Here is a 22,286-nt window from a genome sequence, read left to right as displayed (position 1 = left end):
CCATGCCCCGTCCCGGCGAAGCGAACGAAGCAGTGACGCAACCCCCGCTGGCCGGCTATACGGTGATCGACCTGTCCAGCGGCATCGCCGGAGCCTACTGCACCAAGCTCCTGGCCGACGGCGGCGCCGCCGTAGTCAAAGTCGAACCGCCGCAAGGCGATCTGCTGCGCGCCTGGTCGGCCTCCGGTGCCCCCGTCCCGGCCGGCGGTGACGGCGCCCTCTTCAGCTTCCTGGCCGGCGCCAAACACAGCGTCGTCGCCGACCCCGCCAACGAGGACGACACCGCGCTGGTGCACCGGTTACTGGCCGCGGCGGACGCGGTGGTCTGGTCGGGCGGGTCCACGGTGGCCGAGCACCACGACTTCACGCCGCGGGCGATCCACGCCCGCCACCCCCATCTCACCGTCACCTCGATCACCCCGTTCGGGCTGGAAGGCCCGTGGCGGGACCGGGCGGCCACCGAGTTCACCCTGCAGGCCTGGTCGGGAGGAATCATCGGCCTCGGGCGCGGCGAGCAGCACCGCCCGCCCGTCTTCGTCGGCGGTCAGGTCGGCGAATATCTGGCCGGGGCCTATGCCAGCGCGGCCACCCTGGCGTCGCGCTGGCGCCGAATCCGCGGCGGCCGAGGAGAATTGCTGGACCTGTCCATGCTGGAGACACAGATCCTGTGCCTCACCTACTACCCGGTCACCTACTTCGAGGTGCTCGGCCGGCCCTGGCGTGACACCCGGCGGCCGACCGTGCCGGGCGTGGCGCAGGCCAAGGACGGCCTGGTGGACGTCGGCTGCGGCACCGCCCAGCAGTGGTTCGACCTGTGCGCCATGGTGGGTCACCCGGAGTGGATCGACGAGGACTCGCCGCTGTCGATCACCGAGCTGGCCAACATCTACGCCGACGAGATCTTCGCCTGGATGGCCCGCACTCCCGTCGACGAAATCCAGGAACTGGCAACGGCCTTCCGCATCCCGTACGCCCCGGTGGCCAACGGGGCGAATGTCACGTCGTTCGATCAGTTCCGTGAGCGCGGGTCCTTCGTGCGCAATCCGCGCGACGGCTTCCTGCAGCCGGCACACCCCTACCGGATGCACCCGGCGCAGCTGCGCGCGCCTCATCCTGCGCCACGCCTCGGTGAGCACACCGAGGGCTACCGCGGCGCGGAACTGACGCCACGGCCCGCGCCCGACGGAGGGCGAACGGCGTTGCCGTTCAACGGCCTTCGGGTGTTGGACCTCACCACATTCTGGGCGGGCCCCTGCTGCACCCACTTTATGGCCATGCTCGGCGCCGAGGTCATCCACGTGGAGTCCACCCGCCGTCCCGACGGCACCCGGCTGATCGCCGGGGTGCCCGTCAGCGAGGACCGGTGGTGGGAGAAGTCCCCCATCTTCGAGGCCCTGAACACCAACAAGAAGGGCCTGACCCTGGACCTGCAGAGCCCGCGCGGCCGGGACGTGTTGCGGCGGCTCATCGCCACCTGCGACGTGATCGTGGAGAATTTCACCCCGCGGGTGCTGGATGCGATCGGACTGGATTTCGCCACCGTGCAATCGATTCGCGCCGACGCGGTCATGGTGCGGATGCCCGGCTTCGGACTCACCGGGCCGTGGCGGGACAACCCGGCATTCGCCTACGTCATCGAATCCGCGTCCGGGTTGAGTTGGCTCACCGGCTACCCGGATCGCACCCCCTATGACCCGTACTCGATCGGCGACCCGTGCGCGGGGGTGCACGCCCTCAACGCGATACTGCTGGCGCTCGAGCACCGGCGCCGCACCGGCGAGGGGGTGTTCGTCGAGGCGGCGATGGTCGATGCCGCGCTGAGCATCGCCGCCGAGCAGGTCATTGAGTACTCGGCCTACGGCGCGCTGCTCGAGCGGGCCGGTAACCGGGGGCCCACCGCCGCCCCGCAGAACCTCTACCTCAGCGCCGACGTCGACGAATTCGGCCGGCTCGACAGCTGGGTCGCCATCGCCGTGGCCACCGACGACCAGTGGCACCGATTGTGCCGCGCACTCGGATCCCCTTCGTGGGCAATGGATCCCGAGCTGTCGACCGCTTCTGGCCGGCACACGCATCAGGATTTCATCGACAAGCAGCTCGCGGCGTGGTGCGAGTGCCGCGGCCGCGACGACATCGTCGCCACCCTCTGGGACGCCGGGGTGCCGGTGGCCAAGGTCATGCAACCCCACCGGCAATCCGAGCTGGAACAGCTGACGTTCCGGGGCTTTTTCGAAGAGGTCGACCACCCGGTCAACGGCCCGGCTAGGCTCAGCACCGTGCCGATGAGATCCTCCGCCGGCCCCGATCGGTTCCACACCGCGCCCGCGCCGCTGCTCGGGCAGCACAACCAGGAACTGCTGTCCGGGCTGGGCTTGTCCGACGCGGACATCGCGACGCTGCGGGCCGAAGGTGTCATCGGCAGCGCGCCGGCCATGCACCCGGCGGGCTGACCGGCGATGGCCATCGATCCCTCGGACATCCTGCTCACCGACCGGGTCGCGGTGGTGACCGGGGCGGGGGCGGGCATCGGCCGCGGCATCGCCGCCGGGCTGGCCGCATTCGGCGCGCGGGTGGCGATCTGGGAGCGCGACGCGCAAACCTGCACGCGGGCAGCCGAATCCATCGGAGGACTGGGCATCGTCACCGACGTGCGGGACAGCGGCCAGGTCGACGCCGCGCTGCAGCGCACCATCACCGAACTGGGCACGCCCACCATCCTGGTAAACAATGCCGGCGGGGTGTTCTCCTCGCCGCTGCTGGAAACCAGCGAGAACGGCTGGGATGCGCTCTACCGCGCCAATCTTCGGCACGTGCTGCTGTGCACCCAGCGGATCGCCCGGCAGCTGGTGTCGGTGGGCGCCGGCGGCAGCATCATCTCGCTGACCTCCATCGAAGGCGTGCGCGCGGCACCGGGCTATGCCGCCTACGCGGCGGCCAAGGCCGGCGTCATCAACTACACCAAGACCGCGGCGCTGGAACTGGCGCCGCACGGCATCCGGGTCAACGCGATCGCGCCCGACATCACGCTCACCGAAGGGCTGGAACAGCTGGGCGGTGAGGCCGCCACCACCGCGATGGGAAACATCGTTCCGCTGGGCCGTCCCGGTCACGTCGACGAAATCGCCAGTGCCGCAGTTTTTTTGGCTTCCGACATGTCAGGGTACCTGACGGGGCAGACGCTGCACGTCGACGGCGGCACCCAGGCCTCCAGCGGGTGGTATCACGACCCGCGGACCGGCGACTACCGACTGGGCCCGGCCGGTTAGCTCACCGACGCTGCCGCAACAGCCCCGAGGGCCCGGCCCCATTTATCTAGTGCGTCCAGCCCTCGGCGGCCTGCTCGTCGAAGGTCCGGTCGATGCGTTCGAACCTGCGGCGGATCGACTCCCGGGCGGCCGCGTGCGGCAGGATGTAGAGCCGATTGGCCAGGATCGCGTCGGCGGTGAGCCGCGCGACGTCGTCGGCGCTGACGCTCTCGTCCTGGGTGGGCAGCGGCCCGAAGGCCCCCTCCGGCGTCGCCGACATCCCATAGTCGGCGCCGCGAATCCGTTCCGAGTTGGAGACCAGCTTGGTCTCCACCACCATCGGGCACAACACCGATACGCCGATGCCGTTGGGCTTGACTTCGCGCGCCAACGTTTCGGCGAGCCCGACGACCCCGTACTTGGCAACGCCGTAGGTGCCGAGGCCGGCGTTGGGCACCAGACCGGCGAAGGAAGCGGTGAACGCGATGTGCCCGCCGGTGCCCTGCTCGAGCAGCCTGGGCAGGAACGCCTCGACGGCATGGATGGAGCCCCACAGGTCGATGTCGATCACCCAGCGCCAGTCGTCATGGTTCATCTGGGCCAGCGGGCCCGCGACGACGATGCCGGCGTTGCTGAAGACGACGTCGACGCCGCCCAGCAGCCGGAAGGCCTCATCGGCGAGACGGACCATTTCGTCGAGATGCCGGACGTCGCACACCACGCCGTGCGCGTCGAACCCCTGGCCGCGCAGCCCGTTGACCGCCTGTTCCAGCGCCGGCTGGTCGACGTCGGAGAGCACCAGACGCGCCCCCCGGCGGGCGAATTCGGTGGCGGTGGCCAATCCGATGCCGCTGGCGCCGCCGGTGACCACCGCCGCGCGGCCGTCGAAACCAGACAGGAATCCGTCCATGGGACGGAACTCTATTTCAGGCAGCTACCCGCATCGATGGGCAGGGTCACGCCGGTGATGTAGCGGGCTTCGTCCGAGGCGAAGAACAGCACCGCGTTGCTGATGTCGATCGGCTCGACCCACGGGATGGGCAGCGTGTGGAACATCTGGCAGATCGGCGCCATGTCGTCGGGACCCGGGTTCTCCAGATCCGGACGGAACATCTTGAAGGTGCCCTCGTTGTGCAGCATCGGGGTCTTGACGTGCGTCGGGTGTACCGAATTGACGCGAATCATGTGCTGTCCCAACTCGACTCCGAAGGCGCGCATCAGCCCGACCACGCCGTGCTTGGCCGCGACGTAGTGGCCGGTGTGCGGGTAGGCCTTGAGCCCGCCGACCGAGCTGGTCAGGATGATGGATCCGCCGCGGCCGCCGGCGATCATATGCGGCACACCGGCTTTCACGGTTTTCCACACCCCGGCCAGGTTGATGTCGATCATCTCGGTCCAGTCTTCTTCGCTGGTCTTGTCCAAAGTGTCGCCGCCGTTGCCGATTCCGGCGTTGGCCACGATGATGTCCAGCCGGCCCAGCTGCTCGACGCCGCTGTCGACCGCGGCTTTGAGCGCGTCGTAGTCGCGCACGTCGACCTCGGCGGTGACGATTCTGCGGTTGTGCCCCTTGACCAGATCGGCGGTCTCGGCCAGGTCCTCGGGCGTGGAGGCCGGGATGGCGGTGTCCACCACGCCCGCCCGGATGGGCTTGCAGATGTCGACGGCGATGATGTCGGCGCCCTCCTGGGCCAACCTCACCGCGTGGCTGCGGCCCTGACCGCGTGCCGCCCCGGTGACGAAAGCGACTTTGCCCTCAACACGTCCGGTCATGGCTACCTCAACTCCTGACTTGATCGGATCGGCGCGCCTCAGCGGAGAACACACGCGCTTCCCCGGACCGCGGGTCTTGCCGACTTTGAACTCTGTCATTCAGCCAACACGGGTGTCAACGACGAATCCGTTTCGGCTATTCGTGATTTTAGATATTAGAGAATCTCATTCTCACCGGCAAACAGCGTGCGGTATTTGCTCAACCCGGGAGGGTGCGGGACAGGTCCGGTCGGGAAGCTAGGCGACGAAGCCGCGCGAGCAGAAGTCCCACACCTCTTCGGCGGTGATGGGGTGGGTGGTCGCGTCGTCGGGACCGCCGCTGGATTGCGCGATGAACATGACCGTTTGCATGGTCATCGCGGCCACCCGCTTCGGGTTGATGGTGGCGCGCAGCTTGCCGGCCTCGCCGGCCGCCTCCATCAGCTCCGTCAGCAACGCGAGCAAGGGCGCATGCGCGACCTTGACCTCAGCGGGGTGTGTCACCAGCAAACGCGGTGCGAAGTCGGTGAACAGCGGCCGCTTGGCGGTCGGGTCCGGGCGGGACGCCTCGTACAGCAGCTGAACGGCGACTTGGAGCCGCTCCAGCGGATCGGTGTGGCTTTCGGTGGCGGCCCGGATCTGGTCGGCGGATCGGCTCAGCGCGTCCTCGAAGAGCGCCAGCAACAGCTCGTGCTTGCCGTCGAACTGCAGGTAGAAGCTGCGCAGCGACTGGCGGGAGCGGTCCACCACCTCCTGCACGGTAAAGTCGGTGCTGCCCTTTTCGATGATGATGGCCTGGGCCGCGTCGAGGAAACGCTGAACGCGTTGCGCCGCACGCAATTTCGCCGTTTTGATGGAGCGCTCGACGGCGCGCTGCTTCCAGGCCGGCTCTTCGCTCGGATTGGTCACGGCCGACTCGGGTGATTGCCGCGAGGGGAGAACATGATTGGACTCTACCGGAGAACGCCGTGACATCGCTGCGCTCGACCCCCTCACGGATCACGTGTCGGAGATTGTAACTTTCTTACCACGAGAATACTATTCTCTTAGACGTGTGTAGGGAAGCGTAATCGCAAAGAGCGAACCGTGCCGTCGGCGGAAAGCATGATCTACCGACGGTGCGCGAGGCCAGTTCGGGAAGCCGGGGAAGTGCTGTGCAGCTGACGTTTGACGCCGACGTAGAGGCGTTCCGGGCCGAATTCGTCGCCTTCCTCGATGCGCACCTGCCCGCCGAGGCCGAGGCGCTGGAACGGCCGCGGTCCAGCTCACACGTACCGGAGTGGGCGCGCCGCTGGCAACGGCTGCTGTTCGACAGCGGCTGGTTGCTGCCCGGCAATCCGCCCGAGTTCGGCGGCCGCAACGCGACGTTGCTGCAGCAGTACGTGTACTTCGAGGAGCTGGGGCGGCGGCGCATCTATCAGAGCTTCAATCCGCAGGGCGTCGGGATCATCGCGGCGTCGTTGTTGAGCTTCGGCACCCCCGAACAAAAGCAGCGTTGGGCGGTGCCGATTCTGCGCGCGGAGATGACCGCCTCGCTGGGCATGAGCGAACCGGGCGCGGGTTCGGATCTGGCGTCACTGAAAACCCGCGCCGTGCTCGACGGCGACCACTTCGTGGTCAACGGCCAGAAGGTGTGGACCTCCGGCGCCCACGACGCCGACGTGCTGCTGACATTTGTGCGCACCGATCCGAATGCGCCCAAGCACAAGGGGATCAGCGTGCTGCTGATCCCGACCGACACTCCGGGCGTGGTGCGCCGCCCGTTCGCGTCGATGTGCGATATCGACGAAATCGATTTCAACGAGGTGTTCTTCACCGACGCGCGGGTGCCGGCGGAGAACCTGGTGGGCGAGCTCAACGAGGGCTGGCGGGTGGCCACCGGTTCGCTGGGACACGAACGCGTCATGCTGTGGATGGGTTATGTCGACCTGCTGCACGAATTGAGCGCCGACTTCCGTCCGGCCGATGCGCTGCAGCGGGACCGCTACGCCACCCTGGTGATGGACGCGCACGCCCTGCGGTTGCTGGGATCGGCGGCGCTGGCCGCCGCCGCCCGCGGCGAAGAGGACGTGCCCGCCCAGTCCGTGCTCAAGCTGCTGGGCTCCGAGGCGCTGCAACGCGCGTCCGAGGACGCGCTGGAGGCGGCGGGGTCCGCCGGGCTGGTGCGCCGGGCGGTGACCGCGCAGGTCGCGCCGCTGAATCTGGACAGCCACTACCGCAGCTGGTTCGACCGCTACGCGCGCACCTTCGCCGCCACCATCGCCGGTGGCACGTCGGAGATCCAGCGCAATATCATCGCCGAACGCGTCCTCGGGCTGCCGCGCAATTGAGCTGCGCGTCAACGGTTTTGGGCATCCATGCGGGCGTAGTAGCTGATCGCCACCAGCCCCGCAAGGATCGCGACGGCCCCTAACACGATGCCCGTCATCGCGGTTCGGGGATTGCTCGCTTCGCCGCGGGCGACTCGCCGGCGGGCGATGTCGCCCGTCACCACCGCCGCGATGCCGAAGGGCACCCCCAGCAGCAGCCAGCAGGTGACGAGCCCGACCAGACCCAGCAGCACCGACGCGACGCCGAACTCGTTTCGCGGCGGCTGCGGGTCACTCATCGCCTCTCACCTTCGCGGTTCCGCGCATCTGCGAAGCATCTCACGGCCGGCCACGGTGAGGGGGCGGGCCGGGTGCTAGAGCTGGGCGAGCCGCGGCGCCGATCCGGTCGTCACCAGCGTCTTTCCCGCTTGGCGGGTCAATTCCCGGGCGCTGCCCAGCAAGCCGTCCAGGATCAGCGAGCGCTTGATGTGGTGGTGCAGCGGGTGCTCGGCGGTGAACCCGATACCGCCCAGCACCTGCTGGCAGTGGCGTGCGGTGGTCAGCGCCGCCTGCCCGGCCGCGGCCTTGGCCAGCAGGGCGGCCAGGCCCGGGTCCTCGTCGCATTCCGCGGCGGCCTGCAGGGTGGCCTCGGCGCCCTCGACCGCTACCAGGGCCTCGGCCAGCCGATGCCGGATCGCCTGGAACGAGCTGATGTGCCGACCGAACTGCACGCGGTCGACGGCGTGCCGGCGGCCCAGCGTGAGCATGGCCCGGCTGGTGCCGACCAGCCACCAGCCCAGCGCCCGCCACCCCGCGTGCAGCGCGGCGGCCGGCAATGGATCGCCCTGCGGCACACGGTGTATCGGCAGCAGCTCGTCGATCGCCGAGTCGCAGCTGTCGCGGCGCTCCCACAGCACCCAGGACCCGCCGGTGAACGGCAACGCCAGGGTGCCCCCGGGTGCTTCGCCGGCCGCGCACAGCAGCACGTCGTTGAGCAGCGGGGCGTGCGCTCCCGTCTCGCCGAGCAGTGTGAACACCAAAGGGATTGCGATGTCCGGCATTTCGTCGAGCATGTCGCGCCAGCCCACATCGGTCAGCGCGGCGTCCAGCTTGGCTCCCGAGGCGGCGCTCATCGTGGTGCGCAGCGAGTCGGTCAGCAGGCGCAGCGACTCGGCGTCAGCCGAAGGTGCCACGGTTCACTCCTTCCCGAGATCGAGCAGCCGGCGGGCGATGATGTTGCGCTGGATCTCGGCGGTACCGCCGTAGATGGTGGCCGCGCGCGAGTACAGGTATTCCGAGCGCCACGGCGTGTTTTCGAGCTCCAGGGTGCCCGGCAACAGGTCGCGCACGGTGTCGTAGAGCCGCTGCTCGGCGGTGGCCAGCAGCACCTTGTCGATCGAGGTGTCGGGCCCCAGCCGGGCCCCGTCGCGCATCCGGTGCTGGGTGGCGCGCGACCGGCAGCGCAACGTGTGCAGCGCCAAATAGGCCGCGCCCAGGGAGGATTCGTCGGGCTCCCCGGCCGCCGAGACCTCGGCGATCAGATCGTCGAAACGCGAGTAGAGGTAGGCGATGCGCTGCCAGAAGCAGGAGGACCGTTCATACGGCAGCAGATCCATGGCCAGGCGCCAGCCGTCGCCGGGCCGGCCGAGCATGCGGCTCGACGGAATCGCCACGTCGTCGTAGTACACCTCGCAGAATTCGTCGACGCCGTGCATGGTGCGCAGCGGCCGGATGGTGATACCCGGCGTGTCCAGGTCGACGAAGAAGGCGGTGATCCCGTCGTAGCCGGGCGCGGTGCGGGTCAGCAGCACGCACCGGGTGGAGAACTGCGCGAAGCTGGTCCAGACCTTCTGCCCGTTGACGATCCAGTGGTCGCCGTCCTGGGTCGCGCGGGTGGTCAGCGACGCCAGGTCGCTGCCCGACCCCGGCTCGGAAAAGCCTTGACACCAGTGCTCTTCGCCGCGCAGCAGCCGCGGCACCATCTCCGCGGCCAGTTCGGCGGAGGCGTAGTCGATCATGGTGGGGGCCAGCACCTCGAGCATCGAGTAGGGTCCGGGTTCGGCCAGCCGGCGGCCCACCACTTCCTCGCCGACGACCGCCCGCAGCACCGCGGGTCCGCCCAGGCCACCGACTTCGGCCGGCCACCCGTACCGCATCCAGTCGGCGTCGTAGAGCGCGCGGCTGACCCGGGCGAACTGCTTCATGTGGCCCTGCAGGGAATGGTCGGGCCCGGGGGTCAGATCGTTGTCGTCGAGCCACGCGCGCAGGTCGGCCCGGAACTGCTCGACATTCACACCGTCGATGGGTCGGCTCCTTAGGTCGCTGCCTGGGCCGCGGAGTCGCCGGCCGGACGCCCGATGGCGTGCGGGCGCCCGGAGTCGTGCACACCGCTGCGGCGGATGAAGGTCATGGCGCGGGTCTTGAGGCGCCAGCCGTCGGGGGTCCGCACGTAGGTGTCGCGGTAGTAGCCGATCCGCATGTCGTGCGTGGCGTGATCGATGAAGCACAACGGCTGGGTGCCGCTCGCCTGGTCGCCGTCGAGGTCGACCACCGCGGTTCCGGTGAGAAACAAGCCCTTTGGGGCCGCCGCCACCAATTCGGGGAATCGGTTCAGGCTGTACGTCTCGCCGAAGGCGCTGTAGGTTCCGTCCGGCGTGAAGACGGCGACCAGCCCGTCGATGTCTTCCTGGGTGATGGTGACCGCGTAGCGCGCGAGCAGCTGCTGGATCTCGACCAGGTCGTCAGTTCTGGTTGTGGACATAGACCTTGCCGCCTTTCATGACGAAGCTGACGTGCTGGGTTACCGTGATGTCCTCCAACGGATTTCCCGGAACGGCGATGACGTCGGCGAGGTAGCCCTCGGCCAGCCGGCCGCGGTCGCTGGAGTTGATCAACTCGGCCGCGGTGACGGTGGCGGCCCGCAGCACCGCCACCGGCGGCAGCCCCCACTCGACGAGCGTGACGAGTTCATCGGCGTTGCGGCCGTGCGGGATTGCGGGCGCGTCGGTGCCGACGGCGATCTTCACCCCGGCCCGGTGCGCGGCCAGGATCGAGGTGCGCGACTTCGGGAACATCTGGGCGGCCTTGGCCTGCAGCTCGGGCGGGGCGTGCGAGACGTCCATCCCCTCGGCCAGACGACGGGTGCTCACCAGGAAGGTGCCGTGCTCGACCATGCTGGCGATCGCCTCGTCGTCGATCAGAAAACCGTGCTCGATGCAGTCGATGCCGGCGGCGACGGCGTGCTTGACCGCGTCGGCGCCGTGGGTGTGGGCGGCGACGCGCATCCCGCGCCGATGCGCCTCATCGACGATCGCGCGCAGCTCCTCGTCCGAATAGTGCTGTGCGCCAGGCGGTCCCGTCAATGACATGATGCCACCCGAGCAGCAAACCTTGATCAGCTCGGCGCCGTGCTTGATCTGGTAGCGCACCGCCTTGCGGATCTCGTCGATGCCGTTGGCGATGCCTTCCTCGAAGGTCAGTTCCAGAGCGTGCGGCGCGAACGCGGCGAACATCGTCGGGTCCAGGTGGCCGCCCGTCGGGGTGATGGCGTGCCCGGCCGGCACCACCCGCGGCCCGTCGATCCAGCCCGCGTCGATGGCCTTGGCCAGCGCCACGTCCAGCAGGTATCCGCCGGTCTTGACGAACAGGCCCAGGTTGCGCACCGTGGTGAACCCGGCGCGCAGCGTGCGCCGGGCATTGCCGACCGCGCGCAGCACCCGGGTCGGCGGGTCGTCCTGCACCTGAGACAGACCGGGTTTCTCCCCGCGCCCACCCATCAGCAGGTTGACCTCCATGTCCATCAACCCGGGCAACAGGATCGCCTCGCCCAGGTCGATCACGTTGTCGTCCGCGCCCGTCGGGCCCGAGTCCCCGACTCCGACGATCCGGTCCCCGTCGACCCGCAGAATCCCGGGCCGAACGATCTCGCCGGCGTCGACGTCGAACAGCCCGGCGGCCTTGATCGTCTGCAACGTCAGATCACCGGCTCCCTGATCAGCTCCACCCACGCGGCCCCGCTGTCGGGGACGCGGGGCTGCTTCCACGCCTCGATCGGAAACGACACCATGACCAACGACTGCATCATGTGCATGAGCGTCTTCGCGTCCTCGGGTAGGTCGTCGAGCGGGTACTGGTCACAGTAGGCGATCACGTCGTTGAGGCGCGGAAAGGCCGCGTCGTAGAACGCCTGCATCTCGCTCATGCTCGAGGCCAGCCGCTTGGCATAGCGCTCGGGCTCGGTGGCGAGGTCCCACTCCAAATACGGCTCTAAATCGGCGAATTCAGCGGGCAGCGACGTGGCCATTGTTCTGGTACTCCTTCACGTAATCGCCGGTCGTCTTGTGCAGGTGACGGATCAGGACTTCCTGGTCGCACAGCAGGAACTCCTTGACGGCCCGGGTGCCGATCATGGTCTGGGTCGCTTCCAGGGTGTTGGCGTCCTGCAGCGCGTACTCCTTGAACGTCACCGCGGCCAGCTCCTGGGCCAGGCGTTCCCGCGCGTTGCGCGGCGGCACGAAATACAGCGTGGACTCGAAGATGTGCCGGTCCACCGCGGTGGGCCAGTAGTGGTAGGTCAAAAACCAGCCGGGCTCCCAGATCAGCAGCATGAAGTTCGGGTAGAACAGCCACGAGTCGATGCCCCACTGCGGCACCCGCTTGACGTTGACACCCGGTGGCAGGTCCAGCTTTTCGATGATCTCCGGCTTGTCCCACGGACCGAACAACCCGCTGCGCAACACCTGGTCCATCGGCTTGACCATGGACATGTCCGGGGGCGGTGCCTGACCACCCCAGGTCGACTGCAGGCTGTGCGGCCCGGCCAGCTCGTAGTGCAGTGCCTCGTAGCCGAACTTCTGGATCTTGGCGGCTTCCTCCTTGGTGTACTGCCCCTGGTGCAGGATCGGCGCGTGGTAGAACTCGACGAACGCGTCGATGAACAGCTTCCAGTTGCTGCCCACCTCGGCCCGATAGGAATACGTCTCGGTCATCTCCCCGAAGGGGTAGCCCTCGATGCTCTTGGCCAGCGGCCCGAGGTAGTCGGTGAGCGGGGCCGCGTTGTCGTCGAAGTTGATGAAGATGAAGCCTTCCCACACCTCGCAACGCACCGGCGCCAGGCCGTAGTTGCTCTTGTCGAGGTCGAAGAACTCCTCTTCCTGTTGCACGAAGGTCAGGTCGCCGTCCAGGCTGTAGCGCCAGGCGTGGTATTTGCAGGTGAACTGGCGGCAGGTGCCGGACGTCTCCTCGTTGGGAAAGTCGTTCCACACCAACTTGTTTCCGCGATGACGGCAGACGTTGTGGTACGCCTTGACCGACCCGTCCTTGGTCTTGACGATGATCACCGAGGTGCCCTTGCCGGCCGACGGGAGCTCCCGGGTGAAGTAGCTGCCGGTGCGGGGCAGTCGATTGACGCGGCCGACGTTGAGCCAGGTCTTCTTGAAGATCGCCTCGCGTTCGGCTTCGAAGAAGGCCGGGTCGATCGAGTCGGTGTAATCGACTGGGCCGGTTCCGAGTTCGGGGTAGTTCTCTGTCCAGCTGCCTGCGGCTGGCTTGGGGAAGTGAGGCACCGTTGTTACTCCTCTTTCTCAGTGCTGTTCGGCATGTTCGAGCTGGATGCCAAAAGTGTTGAAGGCCATGGCCAGCAGGGTGTAGCAGCCCACCGTGAAGACGTAGTCCATGCGTTGCCGGTCGTCGAGGCGCTCGCCCAGCGCCGCCCAGGTCCGGTCGGACAGTTCCGATTTCTCGTCGAGCTCGTCGACCCCGGCGAGCACCGCGTGGTCGAACGCGTCGAATGGGCCGGCGCCGTCGCCGGCAAAACAGCGAACCGCCGCGATCTGCTCGTCCGTGATTCCCTCGTCCTTGGCCATGCCGACGTGATGGGACCACTCGTAGGCGCACTGCCGACGATGGGCCACCCGCAGGATGGCCAGTTCGCGCACCCGCGGCGGCAGCGTGGAAGCCGTCAGCAGGTGGACGTTGAATCGAAGAAACGCCTTGGCCAGCGCCGGGTGGTGGGCCAGCGTGGACAGCGCGTTGTTGGTGTCGGCTCCGCGCATCGCCGCGAGCGCCTGCCGGGTCGCCTCGTCCCACTGCTCGGCGGGGAGCGGCTGCAAGCGCATTAGCAGTGTCCTCTCGGTGGAAGAGAATCAGATTCTCATTTGCAACTAACAGACTGGCACGAAACGTGCGCTCGGTCAATGCCGGCGTGCGGGGCGGCCCCGCGCCGCTCGGCGTGCGCCTCAGCGCGTCGACCGTCGCGGGCCAGAAATTTGGTTCGCGGTCAAGGGCCTGGTCAGGCGGCGGCGCGCGGCCGGGGCAACCGCTGGATGTTGATTCTCACCTGGCGAGAAGATAGTTTTCATTTTAGTGATCTTGGCACGGGACAGCGATTCGCCGCGGCCGTAATCGATCCGGCGGATCCAACGGAAGGGCAACGGCCATGAACAAAGAGGACATGATCCTGATCAGCGTCGACGACCACACCGTCGAGCCGCCCGACATGTTCAAGAACCATCTGCCGAAGAAGTATCTGGACGACGCGCCGCGGCTGGTGCACAACCCGGACGGCTCGGACATGTGGAAGTTCCGCGACACCGTCATCCCCAACGTGGCGCTCAACGCGGTCGCCGGCCGGCCGAAGGAGGAATACGGCATCGAGCCGACCGGGCTCGACGAGATCCGGCCGGGTTGCTACAACGTCGACGAGCGCGTCAAGGACATGAACGCCGGCGGCATCCTGGCCTCGATCTGCTTCCCGTCGTTCCCCGGCTTCGCCGGGCGGCTGTTCGCCACCGAGGACAACGACTTCTCGATCGCGCTGGTGCAGGCCTACAACGACTGGCACATCGACGAGTGGTGTGGGGCCTACCCGGCACGCTTCATCCCGATGGCGATCCCGGTGATCTGGGATGCCGAGGAGTGCGCCAAAGAGGTGCGCCGGGTGTCCAAGAAGGGCGTGCACGCGCTGACCTTCACCGAGAACCCGGCCGCGATGGGATATCCCAGCTTCCACGACGAGTACTGGAACCCGCTGTGGAAAGCGTTGGTGGACACCAACACCGTGATGAACGTGCACATCGGTTCCTCGGGGCGGTTGGCCATCACCGCGCCCGATGCGCCGATGGACGTGATGATCACGCTGCAGCCGATGAACATCGTGCAGGCCGCCGCTGACCTGTTGTGGTCGCGGCCGATCAAGGAGTTCCCGGACCTCAAGATCGCGCTCTCCGAGGGCGGGACGGGCTGGATTCCCTACTTCCTGGAGCGCGCGGACCGGACCTTCGAGATGCACTCCGCGTGGACGCACCAGGACTTCAAGGGCAAGCTGCCCAGCGAGGTTTTCCGCGAGCACTTTTTGACCTGCTTCATCAGCGACAAGGTCGGCGTGGCGCTGCGCAACGAGATCGGCATCGACAACATCTGCTGGGAGGCCGACTACCCGCACAGCGACTCGATGTGGCCCGGCGCCCCCGAGGAGCTGTGGGATGTGTTGTCCATCAACAACGTTCCCGACGACGAGATCAACAAGATGACCTACCAGAACGCCATGCGGTGGTATTCGTTCGACCCGTTCACCCACATTTCGCGGGAACAGGCCACCGTCGGTGCGCTGCGCAAGGCCGCCGAGGGGCACGACGTGTCCATCAAGGCGCAGGGCCACGACAAGGACAGCCGGGGCGGCTCGTCGTTCGCGGAGTTCGCGGCCAACGCGAAAGCGCTCACCGGCAACAAGGACTGAGCACCGTACTGTCGCCGAGCAGACGCAAAAGCCCCCGATCCATCGGCGTGTCGGGTGCTTTTGTGTCTGCTCGCGCTCGAGAAAGGGGCGTGGCATGGATTTCGCGCTGACCGAGGACCAGGAGCTGATCCGCCGGTCCGTCGCGGAGTTGGCCGGGAAATTCGACGACCAGTACTGGATGGAGAAGGACCAGGCGCACGAATTTCCGACCGAGTTCTACAACGCCATCGCTGAGGGCGGCTGGTTGGGGATGACCATTCCCACCGAGTACGGCGGTCACGGTCTCGGCATCACCGAAGCCACCATTCTGCTGGAGGAGGTCGCCAAGTCCGGCGGCGCCATGAACGCGGCCAGCTCGATCCACCTGTCCATCTTCGGCATGCAACCGGTGGTGGTGCACGGCTCCGACGAACTCAAGGCCCGTACCCTGCCCGCCGTCGCCACCGGTCAGGTGCACGTCTGCTTCGGCGTCACCGAACCCGGTGCCGGACTTGACACTTCACGCATCACCACGTTCGCCAAGCGGGATGGGGACCGTTACATCGTCAACGGCCGCAAGGTGTGGATCTCCAAAGCGATGGAGTCCGACAAGATCCTGTTGCTGACCCGCACCCAGGCCTACGACGAGGTCACCAAGAAGACAGACGGGATGACGCTGTTCATCACCGACCTCGACCGCAGCCGGGTCGACATCCGCCCGATCCGCAAGATGGGCCGCAACGCCGTCAGCTCCAACGAGTTGTTCATCGACAATCTCGAGGTGCCGGTCGAGGACCGAATCGGCGAGGAGGGCAAGGGATTCCAGTACATCCTCGACGGCCTGAACCCGGAGCGGATGCTGATCGCGGCCGAGGCGCTGGGCATCGGCCGGGTGGCGCTGGACAAGGCGGTGAAATACGGCAACGAGCGTGAGGTCTTCGGCCGTCCCATCGGCATGAACCAGGGCCTGCAGTTCCCGCTCGCCGATTCGCTTGCCCGCCTCGATGCGGCCGAACTGATGCTGCGCAAGGCCACCTGGCTCTACGACAACGGCAAACCCTGTGGACGCGAGGCGAATACGGCCAAATACCTGTGCGCCGACGCCGGCTTCACCGCGGCCGACCGGGCGTTGCAGACGCACGGCGGCATGGGGTACGCCGAGGAGTACCACATCACCCGCTACTTCCGCGAGGCCCGGCTGATGAAGATCGCGCCGGTGAGCCAGGAGATGATCTTGAATTTCCTGGGCGCCAACGTGCTGAAGTTGCCGCGCAGCTACTAGGCCCGGCGTCGAACGTGTACTCACGGCTGATTTTTGGCGATTTTTTCGCTACCAGTACACGTTCGGCAATGATGGGACGGTCGGGCATGAGGAATCGGAGTAACAGTTATGCGTGAAACAGTCATCGTCGAGGCCGTGCGCACCCCGGTGGGTAAACGCAACGGCGCGCTGTCCGGCATGCACGCCGCCGACCTGTCCGCGATCGTGCTCAACGAACTCGTCGAACGCACGGGCATCGGACCCGAGCTCATCGACGACGTGGTCTGGGGCTGCGTCTCCCAGGTGGGCGACCAGTCCAGCAACATCGGCCGCTACGCGGTGCTGGCCGCGGGCTGGCCGGAAAGCATTCCCGGGACCACCGTCAACCGGGCCTGCGGCTCCAGCCAGCAGGCGCTGGACTTCGCCGTGCAGGCGGTGATGTCGGGTCAGCAGGACGTCGTGGTGGCCGGCGGGGTGGAGGTGATGAGCCGCGTCCCGCTCGGTGCGGCCCGGGCGACCGGCACGCCGTACGGCCCCAAAGTGCTTGCCCGCTATGACGACTTCTCCTTCAACCAGGGCCTGTCGGCGGAGATGATCGCCAAGAAGTGGGGGTTCTCGCGCACCCAGCTCGACGAGTACTCAGTCCGCTCGCACGAGCGGGCGGCCGCCGCCCAGGACGCCGGCGCCTTCACCGACCAGATCGTCCCGGTGTTCGTCGAGGACGCCGAGAACAAGGTCGTCGCCGCCGACGAGGGCGTGCGGCGGGGAAGCAGCGTGGAGAAGCTGGCCGCGCTCAAACCGGCCTTCGCCGAGGACGGTGTGATCCATGCCGGGAATTCCTCGCAGATCTCCGACGGTGCGGCCGCGCTGCTGGTGACCACCGCCGAGATGGCCGTCGAGCTGGGACTGACGCCGATCGTGCGGTATGTGGCCGGCGCGGTCACCGGCGCCGACCCGGTGCTGATGCTCACCGGCCCGATCCCGGCGACCGAGAAGGTGTTGAAGAAGGCCGGCGTCGCGCTGTCGGATGTGGGCGTGTTCGAGGTCAACGAGGCGTTCGCGCCGGTGCCGCTGGCCTGGCTGGCCGAGACCGGGGCCGATGCGGCCCGGACGAATCCGCTGGGCGGCGCCATCGCGCTTGGGCACCCGCTGGGCGCGTCCGGGGCCGTGCTGATGACGCGCATGGCACATCACATGCGCGACAACGGAATTCGTTACGGGCTGCAGACCATGTGCGAGGGCGGGGGCACCGCCAACGCCACCCTGGTCGAGCTGGTGAGCTGACCGCGGAAAAACACCGATGGGTGACCCTTGTCACAGCCGCCAAACTAACCTACTGTGTGTTCACTAGGTTGGTTTTCCCACGTCACCCGGCCCGAGGAGTTGCATTTGCCCGTCGCACGGCGCTACGACACGCTGCTGGCCAAGGGCGAGGACCGCAAGCAGCGGATTCTCGACGTCGCGCAGCGCCTGCTCACCCGCAACGGCTGGCGCAACACCACCCTCGCCCAGATCGCCGGGGAGGCCGGCGTCACCCCGGCGGGCCTGCTGCATCACTTCGAATCGAAGGAGCAGCTGCTGCACGCCGTGCTCGACGCCCGCGACCTCGACGACGACACCCACGCCGACCGGACCGGCGACCTGTTCGACCAGATCGCCGCGGTCGCCGACCGGTTCTACCGGGCGCCCGAACTGGTGGGCACCTTCACGGTGCTACTGGTGGAGAACATCCTGCCCGAGGCGCCGCTGCACGACCGCATGCTGGCCAGGCACCGGGCCGCGACCGACATCGTCGCCGACCTGATCCGCCGCGGCCAGGCCGATGGCCGCTACCGCGCCGACATAGACCCCGCCGTCAAGGCCGTTGAGATTCTCGCCTTCGTCCACGGAATGGAAACGACATGGTTGCTCGATCCTTCGATACCGCTGCCCGAGGTGTTCAAGCAGTACGCCGAGACACTGGCGCGGGACTTCGCGCCTCCGAAGAGGGCCGAGACGACATGAGATACCGGCTCGACGTCGTCGCCGCCACCGCCGTCGACGTGGTGCGATTCGCCGGCGGCTGGATCTTCGACCGGTCGATGGCCGGATGGGACGTCACGGTGCTGCTGATGGACCTCGCCGAGGAACCCGACCCCCGGCCGCTGCAAATCGTCGGCGCCCAGGTACTCGACCTGGAAGAGGCGCTGGCGTCGGTGCACGCGCGTCCCCGTCCGCAGGCGCTGGCGGCCGGCGCCGACCTGTTCGGCTGCGACGCACGGGTGCGTCAGGGCGTGCTGCAGGCCCTCGACCACGGCGTCACCGAGGTCACGCTGTGGGGCGAGACCTGGCCGTCCGAACTCGACGACAGCGTCGGCCTGGTGCAGCACCGGCTGAGCATGGCGGCGCAGACGTTCAAGGCCAAGGCCCTGGCGGCCGCCTCGGGCGTCGACGGGGCGCCGCAGGTGGCCGTCGATCGCGTCGAGACCTTCCGCAGCGGGTTGCTGGCCTGGCCGTCGGTGGCCGCCGACCTGGTGCCCGCCAGCTGATCCGGCGCCGGGCCTGGCTGTGACCGGCGCCGGCCGGTTCCCGCCGGGGGCCGCGTTGACGACCACCTTGGCGTATGGAAATGTAATGCTCATTCGCGAGAGGCACGTTCTCACTAGCCGAGATTCAAGGAGCAGGAGATGACGAACGAATTCTCCGAGTTGGACTTCTTCCGCGGCAGCGAGCTCATCGAGAACCCGTACCCCTACTACGAGGCGCTGCGCCAGCGGTGCCCCGTCACCAAGGAAAGCCACCACAACGTCACCATGATCACCGGCTGGGACGAGGCCTGCGCGGTGCTCAACGACGCCGAGACGTGGTCCTCGTGCATCTCGGTCACCGGCCCGTTTCCCGGCTTTCCGGTGCCGCTGGAAGGTGACGACGTCACGGAGCTGATCGAGCGGCACCGCGACGAGCTGCCCTTCAGTGACCAGCTGCCCACCCTCGACCCGCCCACCCACACCAACCACCGCTCCCTGCTGATGCGGCTGATCACCCCCAAGCGGCTCAAGGAGAACGAGGACGCCATGTGGGTGCTCGCCGACCAGGCGCTGGACACCTTCCTGGCGCCGGGGCACGGCGAGTTCATCAAGGGCTTCGCCGGCCCGTTCACACTGCTGGTGATCGCCGATCTGCTCGGCGTGCCGGAGGAGGACCGGGACAAGTTCGTCAAGGGCATCCGCCAGCACTCGGGCGGCGGGGTCGGCGGCACCGGCGAGGAAACGCTGGCGCACAGCCCGCTGGAATTCCTCTACGGCCTGTTCTCCGACTACGTCCGCGACCGCCGTCGGCAACCGCGCGAGGACGTGCTGACCGGCCTGGCCACCGCGACCTATCCGGACGGCTCCATCCCGGAGGTCGAAGACGTGGCCCGGGTCGCCAGCAACGTCTTCTCGGCGGGCCAGGAAACCACCGTGCGGCTGTTGGGCGCGGCGCTGCAGACGCTCGGCGAGCGCCCGGACATCCAGGCGCAGTTGCGCAAGGACCGCAGCCTGATTCCCAACTTCATCGAGGAGTCGCTGCGCCACGAGAGCCCGGTCAAGGGCGACTTCCGGTTGAACCGAAGGCCGGTCACCGTCGGCGGCGTCGACCTGCCCGCCGGGACCACGGTGATGGTGGTGCAGGCGGCGGCCAACCGGGACCCGCGCCGGTTCGACGACCCCGCCACCTTCGACCCGGCCCGCAAGAACGCCCGCCAGCACATCTCCTTCGGCCGCGGCATCCACAGCTGCCCGGGCGCGCCGCTGGCGCGCGCCGAGACCCGGGTGGCCATCGAACGGCTGCTCGACCGCACCACCGACATCAGGATCAACGAGAACATCCACGGCCCGGCGAATGACCGCCGCTACCAATATGTTCCGACCTACATCCTGCGCGGCCTGACCGAATTGCACCTGGAGTTCACGCTGGCATGAGGGTTTGGGTAGACGACCAGCGCTGTCGCGGCCACGGGATGTGCCTGACGCTGTGTCCCGAGGTGTTCAGCCTGACCGACGACGGCTACGCCGAAGCGATAGATGCCGATGTCCCAACGGAATTGGAGTCGGCCGCCCAAGAGGCCATCGAATGCTGTCCCGAGCAGGCGATCAGCGAAAAGTAAACGCGAGTAAGGAGATTCGAGTGGCCGACGGGCGAAAAGGCTATGTCATCCTCACCGAGGCCATCAAAGATCCGGAGGGCATGAAGGCCTACGCGAAGGCCGCCGGATCGGCGATGAGCGGCGCCACCGTGCTTGCCGTGGACACCGCGCCCACCGTCATCGAGGGCACCTGGCACGGCGACCAGACCGTCGTCCTGGAATTCGAATCGGTGGACGCGGCCCGGGCATGGTACGAATCCGAGGGCTACCAGAAAGCCGCGAAGCTGCGCCAGGCGGCGGCCGACTGCAACGCGGTCATCCTCGCCGGCTTCTAACGGAGCGCTACTCGCCGACGATGGAGATCGCCTGCCGGGGGCATTGACGGACGGCCTCGCGCACGTCGTGTTCGTTCTCCGGGGTGACTTCTTCCTGGTGCACGGTCAGCATGTCGTCATCGCCGAGCTCGAAGATGTCCGGGTTGATGCCCATGCAGACGCCGTTGCTCTCGCAGAGCCCCCAATCGACCTCGATCTTCTTCGTCACCGTGACCCCCTTACCGAAGCACCTTGACGGGCACGTTCTTCCAGCCCGCCACGTTTTGCATGGTCACTCGTCTGCAGCCCGCCCAGTCGACCTCGTAGCGCGGCATGAAGTCGAGCAGCCGCTCCAGCGCGATGCGGCTCTCCAGGCGGGCCAGCGCGGCACCCAGGCAGCTGTGGATGCCGTATCCCAGGCCGAGGTGCTGAGCCTCGGTCTGGTCCCGCTCGATGTCGAAGGTGTCGGCGTCGGTGAAGGCCTCCGGGTCGCGGTTGGCCGCGGCACCGCACAGGAACACCGGCTTGCCCGCCGGGATCACGCCCCCGCTGACGTGTGCCTCCTTCAGCGTGTACCGGACGTTGTATTGCACCGGGCCCTCGTAGCGCAGTAGCTCTTCGACCGCCCCGGGGATCTTGTCGCGATCGTCTTGCAGCTTCTGCCACTGGTCGGGGTGGCGGGCGAAGATCACCGCCGCGTTGCCGAGCAGCTTGGTGACGGTCTCGGCGCCCGCGCCGCCCAGCAGGGTCGCGAAGCCGGTGATCTCGATGTCGTCGAGCTTGCGCATCTGGCCGTTTTCGCCGGGGATTTCGGCGGCGATCAGCCGGCTGATCATGTCGTCCTGCGGGTTCTGGCGGCGCTCCTGGACCAGGCCGAAGTAGTACATCGCCGTGTCGATGTTGGCCTGCATGCCGGCCTCGCTGACCTCGATCTGCCCCGGCTCGTGGTGCAGACTGGTGTCGATCCAGTGGCGGACCTGCTGGCGGTATTCCTCAGGCACGCCCGCCATCCGGGTGATGACCTCCACCGGAAACGGCCCGGAGAAGTCCTGCACCACGTCGAAGTTGTCGGGGTCGGCGGCGCTCAGATACTTGTCGACCACCTCGATGATGGTCTCGCGCTGCGACTGGATCGCCCGCGGGGTGAACGCCTTGTTGAGCAGGCTGCGCATGTGGCGGTGCTCGGGCGGGTCCATGAAGATGATGGACTTCTGTTCCGGCGAGATGCCGCGGCGCACCATCGCCAGGTCGCAGCCGCGTGCCGAGGAGTACGTCTCGTAGTCCTTGAACGCGGCCGCGACGTCCACGTGGCGGGTCAGCGCGTAGAAATCCTCTTTTTCGTCGTAATACAGGGGCGCTTCCTCGCGCATCCGCCGATAGATCTCGTACGGGTTGTTGAAGTAGTCCTCGGAGTACGGATCGAAGACGAGCTTCGGTTTGGTCACTGAATCCTCCTCAGCGGCGAGGTCGGGCTGAAACCTTTACAGCGGAGTCCCTGACTGTAACGGTAACGGTAATACCTTCATGACAAACCGAAAAGACCAAAACGCTGGTATTTCAAACCCTGTTCGCGATCATCGGCCCCACCC

At 67.4% G+C, this 22,286-nt stretch carries 24 protein-coding genes; 11 read left to right on the top strand and 13 right to left on the bottom strand.

Features of this window, described 5'->3' with window-relative positions; translation table 11 throughout:
* Nucleotides 1-2: 2 nt before the first annotated feature.
* Nucleotides 3-2,450, top strand: a complete 2,448-nt coding sequence (locus H7I87_RS04575) for a CaiB/BaiF CoA-transferase family protein (RefSeq protein WP_050483918.1) — start codon at nucleotides 3-5, stop codon at nucleotides 2,448-2,450.
* A 6-nt stretch (nucleotides 2,451-2,456) separates the two neighbouring features.
* A complete protein-coding gene (locus H7I87_RS04570; protein ID WP_023871396.1) occupies nucleotides 2,457-3,266 on the top strand; it encodes an SDR family NAD(P)-dependent oxidoreductase in 810 nt (269 codons plus the stop codon).
* Between the two features lie 46 nt (nucleotides 3,267-3,312).
* Here H7I87_RS04570 and H7I87_RS04565 read toward each other — a convergent pair whose 3' ends face one another.
* The 3 genes from H7I87_RS04565 to H7I87_RS04555 all read right to left on the bottom strand — a co-directional run bounded on the left by H7I87_RS04565 (nucleotide 3,313) and on the right by H7I87_RS04555 (nucleotide 5,903).
* Nucleotides 3,313-4,143 (bottom strand): SDR family NAD(P)-dependent oxidoreductase, encoded by an 831-nt coding sequence (locus H7I87_RS04565; protein ID WP_024637094.1) that lies wholly within the window; start codon nucleotides 4,141-4,143, stop codon nucleotides 3,313-3,315.
* 23 nt (nucleotides 4,144-4,166) lie between these two features.
* Nucleotides 4,167-5,015, bottom strand: a complete 849-nt coding sequence (locus H7I87_RS04560) for a mycofactocin-coupled SDR family oxidoreductase (RefSeq protein WP_003873026.1) — start codon at nucleotides 5,013-5,015, stop codon at nucleotides 4,167-4,169.
* Between the two features lie 237 nt (nucleotides 5,016-5,252).
* The gene (locus H7I87_RS04555; protein ID WP_009975019.1) at nucleotides 5,253-5,903 is read right to left on the bottom strand and encodes a TetR/AcrR family transcriptional regulator; all 651 of its coding nucleotides are present in this window, start codon (nucleotides 5,901-5,903) and stop codon (nucleotides 5,253-5,255) included.
* Nucleotides 5,904-6,148: 245 nt separating this feature from the next.
* Here H7I87_RS04555 and H7I87_RS04550 point away from each other — a divergent pair, with 245 nt between their 5' ends.
* On the top strand, nucleotides 6,149-7,324 hold the full coding sequence (locus H7I87_RS04550; RefSeq protein WP_009975020.1) for an acyl-CoA dehydrogenase family protein: 1,176 nt from the start codon (nucleotides 6,149-6,151) through the stop codon (nucleotides 7,322-7,324).
* Nucleotides 7,325-7,332: 8 nt separating this feature from the next.
* On the opposite strand, the gene H7I87_RS04545 is transcribed toward H7I87_RS04550, so the two are convergent.
* The 8 genes from H7I87_RS04545 to H7I87_RS04510 form a co-directional block, all read right to left on the bottom strand.
* On the bottom strand, nucleotides 7,333-7,602 hold the full coding sequence (locus tag H7I87_RS04545; RefSeq protein ID WP_003873023.1) for a DUF4190 domain-containing protein: 270 nt from the start codon (nucleotides 7,600-7,602) through the stop codon (nucleotides 7,333-7,335).
* Nucleotides 7,603-7,677: 75 nt separating this feature from the next.
* On the bottom strand, nucleotides 7,678-8,496 hold the full coding sequence (locus H7I87_RS04540; protein ID WP_009975021.1) for an acyl-CoA dehydrogenase family protein: 819 nt from the start codon (nucleotides 8,494-8,496) through the stop codon (nucleotides 7,678-7,680).
* Between the two features lie 3 nt (nucleotides 8,497-8,499).
* Complete coding sequence (locus H7I87_RS04535; protein ID WP_062894681.1) at nucleotides 8,500-9,597, bottom strand: acyl-CoA dehydrogenase family protein; 1,098 nt, start codon at nucleotides 9,595-9,597, stop codon at nucleotides 8,500-8,502.
* 20 nt (nucleotides 9,598-9,617) lie between these two features.
* On the bottom strand, nucleotides 9,618-10,064 hold the full coding sequence (locus H7I87_RS04530; RefSeq protein WP_003877248.1) for a nuclear transport factor 2 family protein: 447 nt from the start codon (nucleotides 10,062-10,064) through the stop codon (nucleotides 9,618-9,620).
* Complete coding sequence (locus H7I87_RS04525; RefSeq protein WP_063966953.1) at nucleotides 10,045-11,274, bottom strand: metal-dependent hydrolase family protein; 1,230 nt, start codon at nucleotides 11,272-11,274, stop codon at nucleotides 10,045-10,047. Before H7I87_RS04525 ends, H7I87_RS04530 begins: the two co-directional genes overlap by 20 nt.
* Nucleotides 11,275-11,276: 2 nt before the next feature.
* Complete coding sequence (locus H7I87_RS04520) at nucleotides 11,277-11,606, bottom strand: hypothetical protein (RefSeq protein ID WP_003873018.1); 330 nt, start codon at nucleotides 11,604-11,606, stop codon at nucleotides 11,277-11,279.
* A complete protein-coding gene (locus H7I87_RS04515) occupies nucleotides 11,584-12,867 on the bottom strand; it encodes an aromatic ring-hydroxylating oxygenase subunit alpha (RefSeq protein ID WP_009975024.1) in 1,284 nt (427 codons plus the stop codon). The genes H7I87_RS04520 and H7I87_RS04515 overlap by 23 nt, the downstream gene beginning before the upstream one ends.
* An 18-nt stretch (nucleotides 12,868-12,885) precedes the next feature.
* Nucleotides 12,886-13,419 (bottom strand): carboxymuconolactone decarboxylase family protein, encoded by a 534-nt coding sequence (locus H7I87_RS04510; protein WP_009975025.1) that lies wholly within the window; start codon nucleotides 13,417-13,419, stop codon nucleotides 12,886-12,888.
* 320 nt (nucleotides 13,420-13,739) lie between these two features.
* On the opposite strand from H7I87_RS04510, the gene H7I87_RS04505 reads away from it, so the two are divergent.
* The 8 genes from H7I87_RS04505 (at nucleotide 13,740) to H7I87_RS04470 (ending at nucleotide 20,718) form a co-directional block, all read left to right on the top strand.
* Nucleotides 13,740-15,038 (top strand): amidohydrolase family protein, encoded by a 1,299-nt coding sequence (locus H7I87_RS04505; protein ID WP_003873015.1) that lies wholly within the window; start codon nucleotides 13,740-13,742, stop codon nucleotides 15,036-15,038.
* Between the two features lie 94 nt (nucleotides 15,039-15,132).
* Nucleotides 15,133-16,299 (top strand): acyl-CoA dehydrogenase family protein, encoded by a 1,167-nt coding sequence (locus H7I87_RS04500; RefSeq protein WP_003873014.1) that lies wholly within the window; start codon nucleotides 15,133-15,135, stop codon nucleotides 16,297-16,299.
* A 108-nt stretch (nucleotides 16,300-16,407) separates the two neighbouring features.
* Nucleotides 16,408-17,562, top strand: coding sequence for a thiolase family protein (locus H7I87_RS04495; RefSeq protein ID WP_011723833.1), 1,155 nt, complete (start codon nucleotides 16,408-16,410; stop codon nucleotides 17,560-17,562).
* Between the two features lie 105 nt (nucleotides 17,563-17,667).
* Nucleotides 17,668-18,282, top strand: coding sequence for a TetR/AcrR family transcriptional regulator (locus tag H7I87_RS04490; RefSeq protein ID WP_003873012.1), 615 nt, complete (start codon nucleotides 17,668-17,670; stop codon nucleotides 18,280-18,282).
* Nucleotides 18,279-18,806 carry a hypothetical protein gene (locus H7I87_RS04485; protein WP_003873011.1) on the top strand — a complete coding sequence of 176 codons (528 nt, stop codon included), beginning with the start codon at nucleotides 18,279-18,281 and terminating at the stop codon, nucleotides 18,804-18,806. Before H7I87_RS04490 ends, H7I87_RS04485 begins: the two co-directional genes overlap by 4 nt.
* A 138-nt stretch (nucleotides 18,807-18,944) precedes the next feature.
* The gene (locus tag H7I87_RS04480) at nucleotides 18,945-20,219 is read left to right on the top strand and encodes a cytochrome P450 (protein ID WP_003873010.1); all 1,275 of its coding nucleotides are present in this window, start codon (nucleotides 18,945-18,947) and stop codon (nucleotides 20,217-20,219) included.
* Nucleotides 20,216-20,404 (top strand): ferredoxin, encoded by a 189-nt coding sequence (locus H7I87_RS04475; RefSeq protein WP_003873009.1) that lies wholly within the window; start codon nucleotides 20,216-20,218, stop codon nucleotides 20,402-20,404. The genes H7I87_RS04480 and H7I87_RS04475 overlap by 4 nt, the downstream gene beginning before the upstream one ends.
* A 20-nt stretch (nucleotides 20,405-20,424) precedes the next feature.
* Complete coding sequence (locus H7I87_RS04470; RefSeq protein WP_009975031.1) at nucleotides 20,425-20,718, top strand: DUF1330 domain-containing protein; 294 nt, start codon at nucleotides 20,425-20,427, stop codon at nucleotides 20,716-20,718.
* 7 nt (nucleotides 20,719-20,725) lie between these two features.
* On the opposite strand, the gene H7I87_RS04465 is transcribed toward H7I87_RS04470, so the two are convergent.
* On the bottom strand, nucleotides 20,726-20,926 hold the full coding sequence (locus H7I87_RS04465; protein WP_003873007.1) for a ferredoxin: 201 nt from the start codon (nucleotides 20,924-20,926) through the stop codon (nucleotides 20,726-20,728).
* 10 nt (nucleotides 20,927-20,936) lie between these two features.
* A complete protein-coding gene (locus H7I87_RS04460; RefSeq protein WP_009975032.1) occupies nucleotides 20,937-22,142 on the bottom strand; it encodes a cytochrome P450 in 1,206 nt (401 codons plus the stop codon).
* Between the last annotated feature and the right edge of the window lie 144 nt (nucleotides 22,143-22,286).

It is taken from the genome of Mycobacterium timonense (assembly GCF_025821985.1).
GTDB lineage: Bacteria > Actinomycetota > Actinomycetes > Mycobacteriales > Mycobacteriaceae > Mycobacterium > Mycobacterium avium.
This window is presented reverse-complemented; position numbering and strand designations above follow the sequence as displayed.